The organism is Catellatospora aurea (assembly GCF_042663325.1).
Taxonomy (GTDB): Bacteria; Actinomycetota; Actinomycetes; order Mycobacteriales; family Micromonosporaceae; genus Catellatospora; species Catellatospora aurea.
Genome location: NZ_JBHTAC010000072.1, coordinates 22340 through 32161 on the forward strand (window position 1 = coordinate 22340; position 9822 = coordinate 32161).

The following is a 9822-nucleotide window of genomic DNA, read 5'->3' on the forward strand; positions in this document are numbered from 1 at the left end:
CCCACATGAACGGCACCGTTGGCCTGGTCCTCGTCTCGCACAGCGCCGATCTGGCCGCGGGGCTGCGCGAGCTGCTACGGCAGGTGGCCGGCGACACGGTCGCGGTGACCGTCGCGGGCGGCGACGACGACGGCGGGCTGGGCACCTCGTACGACCTGATCCGCGACGCGATCGCCGAGGCCGGCTCCGGCGGGGGCGTGCTGGTCCTGCCCGACCTGGGCAGCTCCGTCCTCACCGCGAAGGCGCTCCTGGAGCAGCACCCGGACCCCGGGGTCCGCCTGGTCGACGCTCCGTTCGTCGAGGGCGCGGTCGCCGCCGCCGTCATCGCCGCCACCGGCGCCGACCTCGACACGGTCGCCGACGCCGCCGAGGAGGCCTGGCATGCCCGAAAGCTCTGAGACGACCGTCGTCCTGCCCGCCCACCTGCACGCCCGCCCCGCCGGCCAGGTCGTCGTCACCGCCGCCAAGTTCACCAGCACCATCGAGATCTCCTACGGCGCCAAGACCGCCAGCGCGCGCGGCGTCCTCGCCCTCCTCGCCCTCGGCGCCACCGCCGGCGAAACCGTCACCGTCCGCGCCACCGGCCCCGACGCCCCCGCCGCCGCCGAAGCCGTAGCCACCGCCCTCCGCACGACCGCCTGAAGGAAGGGCACCTTCCCATCGCTCTGCGTAGAGGAAGGGCATCTTCTTAACGGGCTACCCGTCGTGACCTGCGGGTTCGTCGGGCGTTCCGCGCGGATTGGGGACTGGAGCCGCCCGTTCGCGGCGCACAGCTTCGCAGGCCAGTGGTGTCACTGCCAGGGCAGGGTGGCGCGGTGCTTCCAGTACTGCTCGGCGGGCTCGGCCAGCGCCGACAGCCGCGCCAGCTGCTCGTCGGACAGGCGTACCCGGGCCGCGGCGAGGTTGGTCGCCAACTGCGCGGTCGTGGCCGCCCCCGACAGCACCACGCCCGACCACGGCTGGGCCAGCACCACCGCCAGCGCGACGGCGTCCTGCGACACGCCCGCCTCCGCCGCGACGTCGGCGAGCACGCCGAGTTCCGGCGACGGCTCGGCGAGCCGACCGTTGGCCATCGCCTCTTTCACGAGCACCCGGCAGCCGGCGGCGCGGGCCGCGGCCAGCGCCCGCCCCGCGGACGGTTCGAGCACGTTCCACGTCGCCTGCACGCTGCGGAACAGGGACACCCCGTCGACCTCGATGGCCAGCGCTGCGTCGATCGCGTCGGCCTGCCGCGGCCCGCTGGCGGAAAACCCGACGGTCACCCCGATCGCGGCCAGCTCGGCCAGCCGCCGGTGCAGCGCGGTATCGGTCAGCGCCGGGCTCTCCACGGTCAGCGAATGGATCTGGTACAGATCCAGCCGCTCCCCCAGCAGCTCCCGCGTCTCCGCCAGCTGCCGATCGAACGTGGCGAGCCCGTGGTCCTTGGTCTCGTGCACCGCCGCTTCGACCCGCCAGTCGGCGGTGTACGTGTACCCCCATTTGCTCCCGACCACCATGTCGGGCACGTCCCGCGCGCCCAGCCACCCGGCCAGGAACTCCTCCGCGCGGCCGTACGAGCGCGCCGCGTCGGCATAGCGCACCCCGGCCGCGTACGCCGCGTCGAGCAGCTCGTACGTACGCTCGCGCAGCTCGTCGACGGTCCGCCCGGCGGGCAGATCCCGCTCCCGGTGCAGGTTGATGTATCCCGGCCGCCCCACCGCGGCCAGCCCGAACCCGATCCGGGCGACGGGGCTGCTCAGATCGAGCCGTTCCAGCGACATGCCTACATCATTCCGCCTGCCCCGGGTGGCCGTCGATCCGACATCCCGCGGAACCGGCTCGCGCCGCGGCCCTGGCAGGTAGCCTCCGAGCTGGGCATACGAGTCCGCGCGTGTCCACGCCGCGGTGGCTTTCCCGCACGCGCTCACCTCCGTCGACACCTCAGGGGAGGATCCGGATGGTCGACCGGCGTACGTTCGGCAAGATCCTCGGCTCCGGCGCGGTCGCCGCCCTCGGCGGCCTGGCCGCGCCACCCGCCGCGAGCGAGGCCGCAGGCCGTGCCGCGGTTCCCACTTCGGGGACGCTGCCGGGACGCGGCCGCCCCGGCGCGACCGTGCCGGACATGGGGACCCGGGCACAGCCGGAATTCGGTCCGGTACGCCAGATCGACGCCGGCGAGCTGAACGTCGGCTACGTCGAGACCGGTCCCGCCGACGGCCGCCCGGTGTTCCTGCTGCACGGCTGGCCGTACGACATCCACAGCTACACCGCCGTCGCGCCATTGCTGGCCGCGCAGGGCTACCGCGCGATCACCCCGCACCTGCGCGGCCACGGCACGACCAGGTTCCGGAACGCGTCCACACCCCGCACCGCCGAGCAGTCGGCGTTCGCGCTGGACCTGGTCGCGCTGATGGACGCGCTGGGCGTCCGGCAGGCGGTGCTCGCCGGGTACGACTGGGGTTCGCGCACCGCCGACATCGTGGCCGCGCTGTGGCCGGAGCGGGTGAAGGCGCTGGTCTCGGTGACCGGCTACCTGATCACCAACCGGGAGGCGAACAAGCAGCCGCTGCCGCCGAAGGCCGAGTGGGCGTGGTGGTACCAGTACTACTTCAGCACCGAGCGCGGCAGACTCGGCCTCGACAAGAACCGGCACGACCTGGCGAAGCTGATCTGGACGTTCAACTCCCCGACGTGGAAGTTCGACGACGCGACCTTCGACCGGACGGCGGCGTCCTTCGACAACCCCGACTACGTGCCGATCGTGATCGGCAACTACCGCTGGCGGCTGGGCCTGGCGCAGGGCGACCCGCGCCACGACGGCCTGGAGGCGCAACTGGCCAAGGGCCCGACGATCGCGGTTCCCACGATCACGCTCGACGGCGAGGTGGACCCGTTCACACCGCCGGGCGACGGTGCGGCGTACCGGGTCCGGTTCACGGGGCCGTATCAGCACCGCGCCCTGCAGGGCATCGGCCACAACGTGCCCCAGGAGGCCCCGGGTCCGTTCGCCCAGGCCGTCATCGACGCCGACCAGCTGCGGTAGCCGCACGAACCCGCAGCTCACCGCCTCAGGACGTGAAGAAGGGCACCTTCTACAACGCGGAGCGTTAAGAAGGTGCCCTTCCTTTGCCCTTACCCGGTCAGTGTCAGCTGATGTTGAGGGTGAAGGTGGTGGTCGTGTTGCGGATGTTCTGGAAGTTGTTGCTGAAGGTCAGGTTGTTGAAGGTGGCCGAACCCCTCGCCGGACCCTGACCCGCCTCGGGCATCTCGTTGACCCAGATGCCGATGCCGGACTTGGCGTCGTACGCGTCACCGCTCTTCTGCGCGCCGCTGATGCTGACGTTGGTGAAGATCGTGTCGGTGACGAGCTGCTGCTCCGGGTACTTCGACTGGAACATGATGCCGGAGTACGTCGGGTCGACGATGTCCACATCGGTCACCCGGATCCCGCGGAACTCCTTCGAGGCCGCGAAGACCCAGATGGCGCCGAAGGTCTGGTTGCCCCAGAAGTGTCCACCGGCCCGCACGAGCGAGATGTTCTCGAACCGTGTGGGCGTGGTCCCGAACCCGACGAACGGGTATCCGAAGTCCAGCGAGCTGATCGTGATGCCGGAGTATGTCAACATGTCCGCGATGTACAGGTTGCGGAACACGTTGTCGTAGCCGCCGTACACCGCCAGACCCGCGGCCCGCCAGGTCAGTGTCGCCGAGAGGTTCTCGAAGACGTTGCCGTGGTTGCCGACCGAGCCACCGGAGTCGATCGCGGAGAACAGCGCGAACGCGTCGTCGCCGTTACCGCGTCCCTCGACGTTGGTGACGAGGTTGTTGGTGGAGTCGTTGGTCAGGTTGATGCCGTCGGCGAAGGTGTCGCGGACCCGGCTGTTCTTGACCGTCCAGCCGCTGACCTTGACGCCCCACCAGCCGCAGACCGTGTGCTCGACCCAGACGCTGTCGAACGTCAGGTTGTTCACCTGGCTCAGCTCGCCCCAGACCTTGCCCGGGCCGTCCTGGCGGATGGTGTAGTTGCCGAAGAACGCCAGGTGCTCGAAGGAGGAGCCGTTGGCGCTGCTCTCCACCCGGAAGCCGGCGTCGGTGTTCTCCTGGCCGGTGGGCGTGTGGAAGCGGGTGTACCACATGCCCGCGCCGACGACCTTGACGGGCTTGCCGTAGACCTGGAACTTCTGCGCCGTCTCGTAGTTGCCGGCGGGCAGGTAGACGCCGACGAAGGTGCCGGTGGTGTCCATCCGGACGGCGTCGAAGGCGTTCTGGACCTCCTGGTGCGAGGTGCCGGTGGGCACCTTGTACCGGGTCGGGTCGGGGTTGGCCCGCGGGCTGACCTGCTCCAGGTTGATGAAGTCGATCGCGAACGTGCCCGCGTTGGCGGCGTCCTTCTGCAGCTTGATCGTCGCGCCCTGCGGGACGGTGGAGTCCAGCAGGATGTTGGCCTCGTCGTAGAGGTGACGCGGCGCGCCGGCGCCGGGCGAGTTGCTCGGCCCCGCCTCCGCGCCGTAGAGCCACGAGTACTTCGAGGTCAGCGTGATCGCCTTGTGGAAGGTGTTGTTGACGTAGATGTTCAGCGTCGACGTGGTGCCGGTGCCGCCGGAGCTGTCCGGGATGGAGAACCGCACGACGAGCGCGTTGGCCTGCGCCTTGGTGGTCCACTGCACGTACTGGCCGTTGCCGTTGAGGGTCACGGCGCGGCGGCCGCTGGCCTCACCGGCGAGGTCTCCGATCGTGCGGTTCGGGCTGAGCACGGTCGCGCCGCCACCGGTCGAGCCGTCCTCGGCCTCGTACATGTCGTAGTTCATGTTCGCGCCGCGCCCGACGAACAGCGGCGTGTTGCTGGTGTTGTTGGCCTGCTTGACCGCCAGCTCGTTGCCGTCGTTGGCCAGCACCACGCGGACCGTGTACCGGCCGTTGGCCGCGGTCCAGGTGCCCAGGTTGACCGCGCTCGACGTCGCCCCGGCGTTGATCACCCCGGAGTACGAGCCGGTCAGCGTGCGGACCACGGTGCCGCCCTCGTTGAGCACGGTGAGGGTGATGCCGTGCGCGCCGCTCGCCGAGGCGATGGTGCCCTGGTTCTTGATCGCCACCGAGAAGGTGACGGTGTTGCCGGCCGACGGGTTGCTCGGCGTCCAGCTCAGGTTCGCCACCAGGTCGGAGGACTGCACCGGGCTGACCGTGAGGTTGCTCGACGCGATGAGGCTGTTGTTGGCCTCGTTCTGCTCGATGACGCTGTTGGCCTCGTCGACCTTCGCGGTGACGGCGTACGAGCCGGCGGTGCGGGTGCCGATGTTGGCGTTGACCGTCGTCTGCGCGCCGGCGGCCAGCGAGCCGACCGAGCCGGCGCCCACCAGGGTGGTGCCCAGGTAGAAGTTGACGTTCGTCGCGCCCGAGGTGTTGGTGCCCGCGTTGCGGACGACCGCGCTCAGGGTGACCGCGTCGGTCTCCACCGGGGAGGCCGGGGACCAGGTGACCGAGGTGACGGTGAGGTCCGGGTTCGGCGCCGGGGTGCCGATGACCTGGAGCTCGGCGACCTGGCCGCCGGGGGCGCCGGTGTTGCCGGTGAACTGGAGCCGGATGTCGGCGTAACTGCCGGAGGCGTTGACGGTCACCGTGTTGCCGGTGGCCGGGTTGAAGTTGTACGCCGCCGACGAGACCACGTTGACGAACGACGACGAGCTCTGCTCGCGGCCCAGGATCTGGAACGTCTGGGTACGGGCGCCCCACGCGGCGTCGGGGTTGAGCTTGACGACGACCGAGGACACGCCGACGTTGGAGCCCATCGCCACGGTGAGCTGGTTGGGCGACGTGCTGCCCTCCCAGTAGGTGGTGAGGTCGCCGTCGTTGGCGTTCTCCGGCGCGAAGATGTGCGTGTGGCCGTTGTCGGTGATCGGCTTGTTGAGCGCCTGGTTGGTGCCGCCGCCACCGGAGCCGTTGCGGGTGACGATGTTGCTCATCGGCGAGATGTTGCCCGCCGCGTCCTTGGCCCGCACGTAGTAGCTGACCGTAGCGGTGTCCGGCTGGCTGTCGGTGTAGGTCAGGGTCGAGCCGTTCACGCTGGCCCGCAGCGCGCTGTTGGCGTAGATGTCGTACCCGGTCACGGCGACGTTGTCGGTCGACGCGGTCCAGGTCAGCCGGATCTGGCCGGAGGCGGGCAGGGTGTAGGCGAGGCTGCCGGGCGCGGTGGGCGCCTGGGTGTCGCCGGTCTGGCCGGTGCGGGTGACCGTGTTGCTGTTGCCCGACTGGTTGCCGGCCGCGTCGCGGGCCCGCACGTAGTAGGAAACGGTCTGGCTGTCCGGCCGGCTGTCGGTGTAGGTCAGCGTCGAGCCGCTGACACTGGTCAGCAGGTCGCCGTTGGCGTAGATGTCGTACGCGGTGACGCCGACGTTGTCGGTGGAGGCGTTCCAGGTCAGGCGGATCTGGCCGGACGCGGGCTGCGTGTAGGCCAGGCTGCCCGGCGTGGACGGGGCCTGCGTGTCACCGGTGGTCGGGCCGTAGATCTCGAACTCGGAGATCTGGCCCGCCGGCCAGCCGGTGTTGGCGGTGATGTTGATCCGCACGTACCGGGTGGACGCGGTGGCGAAGTCGATCGTCACGGTGTTCGAGCCGGTGAAGTTGTACCCGGTCGAGGCCACGATGTCGGCGAACGTGCTGCCGTTGGTGCTGCCCTGCACGGCGAGGGTCTGCGTGCGCGCGCCCCAGCCGCTCGGGATCTTCAGCACGACCCGGTTCACGCTCACGGTCGAGCCGAGGTCGACGCGCAGCCACTGCGGCCACGCGTTGTTCACGCTCTCCCAGTACGTGCCCTGGTTGCCGTCGTTGGCGTTGCCCGCGCCGTACACGTCGGCGTGGCCGCTCTCGGTGATCGCCTTGCCGATGGCGAGGTTGCCGGACGAGCCGCCGCCCGCGCCGTACACCTCCAGCTCGGACAGCTGCGCGGCCGCCCAGCCGGTGTTGGCGGTGATGTTGATCCGCACGTACCGGGTGCTGGCCGCGGTGAAGTTGATCGTCACCACGTTGCCGGAGCCCGGCTGGAAGTTGTACCCGGCCGAGGCCACGATCGTGCTGAACGAGGTGCCGTTGGTGCTGCCCTGCACGGACAGCGTCTGGGTGCGCTCGCCCCAGCCCGCGGGCAGCTTCAGCACGACCTGGTCGATGCTGACGGTGCTGCCGAGGTCGGCCTGCGCCCACTGGGCGAAGGCGCCGGAGCTCTCCCAGTAGGACCCCTGGTTCGAGTCCACCAGGTTGCCGGTCACGTAGGGTCCGTTGACGCTGCTCGCCGAGGTCGTCTTGCCGGCGGCCAGGTTCGGCCCTCCGGCGGCCGAGGCCGGTGACGTCGGCCCCGCCACGACAGCCAGGCTGGTGGCGACGACCGTCGCGAGCAGCCTGATCCGGACATTCTTGAGTTTCACTGCACTCCTCCCTGCATTACCTCTCCTGCGTTCATCCCGCCGCGAATCCGCGGTCGCCGCCGTGGAACGACGGCCACCCCGTGGTGCGGAAGGCGACCCGGCCGGAGCGGATTGCGGCGACGTGCCAGCTCACGCGCACACGCCGCCACGGCCGAGGAGCCACCTGCCTGTTACGACTTCAAGTCATCGGTGTTTCTGACTGTGGTAGCAAAACGTTAGAGCCTTGGTAGTTAGAAGTCCACAGTCCAATGCAAAAAACGTAGCAACCGTCGGGTGAGGACGGACGGTGATCATTTCGTATGCGTACCGCCACGACCCCGCCGCGACCAGCACCGGTCACCGCCGGTGACGCCCACTCATGACCACTGATCTCGCAAGTCTCTGTTGTGGACGGCCGATCGCATCGCCACACGCGGATGAGCAGGGGCGGTCCGCGAACCCGGGCAGCCCGTCTCACGCGCCCGCCGCGACGGCAACCGTTGCGCCGTCACCGTCCGCAACGTTTCTATTGGCATTGCAAACTTGCACAGGACTCTAGAGTTTTTGCGAACACGTATCTAAGGTTTTGCCTACCCCGCTCCCCCGGCCGCGTCGCAGGCGCTCCGGGGCAACCGAACCGTCCCGACCCCGTAACGGAGAGGACCGTCATGTCCGTCTGGACACGGCCCCTACGCGTGCTGCTCACCGCGCTGACGGTGGCCGCCACGCTCACCGCGGCACCACACGGCGCGTCGGCCGCCGACCCGCCGCCGTCGCCGAACGTGCACGTCTTCTACTACTCCTGGTACGGCAACCCGGCGGTGTACGGCCAGTACCGGCACTGGCAGCAGGGCGGCCACACCCCGCCCGCCGACGTCGGCGCGAACCTGTACCCGAAGCTCGGCGCGTACGACTCCGGCGACTACGCGGGCGCGGTCGCCCAGCACATGCAGTGGATCCGCCAGTCCGGCGCGGGCGTGCTCGTCTACAGCTGGTGGGGTCAGGGCTCCTACGAGGACAACCTGGCCGCGGGCGTGCTGGCCGCCGCCGCGGCGCAGGGCCTGAAGGTCGCCTGGCACCTGGAGCCCTACGCCGGCCGCACCGCCGCCTCCACCGTCGCCGACATCAACTACCTCAACAGCAGGTACGGCTCCAGCCCCGCCTACTACCGCGACACCGCGCACGGCGACCGCCCCGCGTTCTACGTCTTCGAGAGCCTGCTCATCGCCGACTGGTCGCCGATCGCGCCGCTCAAGAGCACCAACATCATCCTGGCGCAGACCACGGACACCTCGAAGGTCGCCCACTTCGGCGGCATGTACACCTACGACGGCATCGCCGGGTCCACCGCGCCCGGCTGGGCGAACGCGAGCGCCTTCTGCAAGGCCAACGGCCTGATCTGGGCCCCGTCGGTCGCACCGGGTTACCTCGACGACCGCGCCGTGCCCGGCAACACGACTCCGACCGTCGGCCGCGCGAACGGAGCGACCTACGACCTGCAGTGGAACAACGCCCTGACCCCGGCGACCGGCGGCCTGCCCGACTGGGTGTCGATCACGTCGTTCAACGAGTGGCACGAGGGCTCGTCCATCGAACCCGCGCACGCCACCCCGCCCGCGGGCTTCGGCTACCAGACCTTCGACGGCGCGTACGGCCTGTCCGGCGCCGCCGCCGAGACCGCGTACCTGACCCGGACCCGCTACTGGGCCACCGAGTTCGCCAACCGCTCGGGGCCCGGCGACACCGTGCCGCCGACCGCGCCCGGCAACCTCACCGTCACCGGCAAGACCGCGACCAGCGTCTCGCTGTCCTGGTCGCCCTCGACCGACAACGTCGGCGTCGTCGGCTACACCGTCTACCAGGAGCTGGGCGCGACCGACAACGTCGTCGCCGCCCCCTCCGGCACCTCGGTCACCCTCACCGGCCTCACCCCGGCGACCACCTACTCCTACTACGTACGCGCCCGCGACGCCGCCGGAGCGATCTCCGGTCCCGGCAGCACCGTCACCGCCACCACCGACCCGCAGTCGCCGACCGTCAACCTGGCCCTGAACCGCCCGGTCACCGCGTCCAGCACCAACGGCGGCTTCCCCGCGGGCAACGCCGTCGACGGCAACGCGGGCAGCTACTGGGAGAGCGTGAACAACACGTTCCCGCAGACGCTCACCACCGACCTCGGCGGCGCCGTCCCGGTCAGCCGGACCGTGCTGAAACTGCCCCCGGGCTGGGGCGCGCGCACGCAGCAGATCGCCGTGCACGGCTCCACCGACGGCGTGACCTGGCACCCGCTGTCGGCCGCCGCCGGCCGCCTGTTCGACCCGGCCGCCGCCAACACCGTCGACGTGGCCCTGACCTCGGCCACGGTGCGGTACGTGCGGCTCAACTTCACCGCCAACACCGGCTGGCCGGCGGGCCAGATCTCCGAGCTGGAGGCGTACGCCTCCTGACC

The 9822-nt window shown here is 70.3% G+C and carries 6 protein-coding genes; 4 read left to right on the forward strand and 2 right to left on the reverse strand.

The annotated features are described in order from the left end of the window. The first annotated feature begins 5 nt into the window (after positions 1 to 5). Entirely contained in the window at positions 6 to 398 is a 393-nt protein-coding gene (gene dhaM, locus ACFQO7_RS36570) for a dihydroxyacetone kinase phosphoryl donor subunit DhaM (protein WP_376810693.1), read from the forward strand. Next, positions 382 to 642, forward strand: coding sequence for an HPr family phosphocarrier protein (locus tag ACFQO7_RS36575; RefSeq protein WP_376810694.1), 261 nt, complete (start codon positions 382 to 384; stop codon positions 640 to 642). Before dhaM ends, ACFQO7_RS36575 begins: the two co-directional genes overlap by 17 nt. A gap of 149 nt (positions 643 to 791) precedes the next feature. Here ACFQO7_RS36575 and ACFQO7_RS36580 read toward each other — a convergent pair whose 3' ends face one another. Then, positions 792 to 1760 carry an aldo/keto reductase gene (locus ACFQO7_RS36580; RefSeq protein ID WP_376810695.1) on the reverse strand — a complete coding sequence of 323 codons (969 nt, stop codon included), beginning with the start codon at positions 1758 to 1760 and terminating at the stop codon, positions 792 to 794. A 176-nt stretch (positions 1761 to 1936) separates the two neighbouring features. Here ACFQO7_RS36580 and ACFQO7_RS36585 point away from each other — a divergent pair, with 176 nt between their 5' ends. Further along, positions 1937 to 3022, forward strand: coding sequence for an alpha/beta fold hydrolase (locus ACFQO7_RS36585; RefSeq protein WP_376810696.1), 1086 nt, complete (start codon positions 1937 to 1939; stop codon positions 3020 to 3022). A 103-nt stretch (positions 3023 to 3125) separates the two neighbouring features. Here ACFQO7_RS36585 and ACFQO7_RS36590 read toward each other — a convergent pair whose 3' ends face one another. Further along, positions 3126 to 7394: a galactose-binding domain-containing protein gene (locus tag ACFQO7_RS36590; RefSeq protein WP_376810697.1), complete on the reverse strand. Its 4269-nt coding sequence runs from the start codon at positions 7392 to 7394 to the stop codon at positions 3126 to 3128. 647 nt (positions 7395 to 8041) lie between these two features. Between ACFQO7_RS36590 and ACFQO7_RS36595 the strand changes: the two genes are divergently transcribed. Next, positions 8042 to 9820, forward strand: a complete 1779-nt coding sequence (locus ACFQO7_RS36595) for a discoidin domain-containing protein (protein ID WP_376810698.1) — start codon at positions 8042 to 8044, stop codon at positions 9818 to 9820. The last annotated feature ends 2 nt before the right edge of the window (positions 9821 to 9822 follow it).

Coding starts and splice junctions, on each gene's coding strand:
- dhaM (WP_376810693.1), top strand. CDS start 6: ATGAACGGCACCGTTGGCCTGGTCCTCGTCTCGCACAGCGCCGATCTG.
- ACFQO7_RS36575 (WP_376810694.1), top strand. CDS start 382: ATGCCCGAAAGCTCTGAGACGACCGTCGTCCTGCCCGCCCACCTGCAC.
- ACFQO7_RS36580 (WP_376810695.1), bottom strand. CDS start 1,760: ATGTCGCTGGAACGGCTCGATCTGAGCAGCCCCGTCGCCCGGATCGGG.
- ACFQO7_RS36585 (WP_376810696.1), top strand. CDS start 1,937: ATGGTCGACCGGCGTACGTTCGGCAAGATCCTCGGCTCCGGCGCGGTC.
- ACFQO7_RS36595 (WP_376810698.1), top strand. CDS start 8,042: ATGTCCGTCTGGACACGGCCCCTACGCGTGCTGCTCACCGCGCTGACG.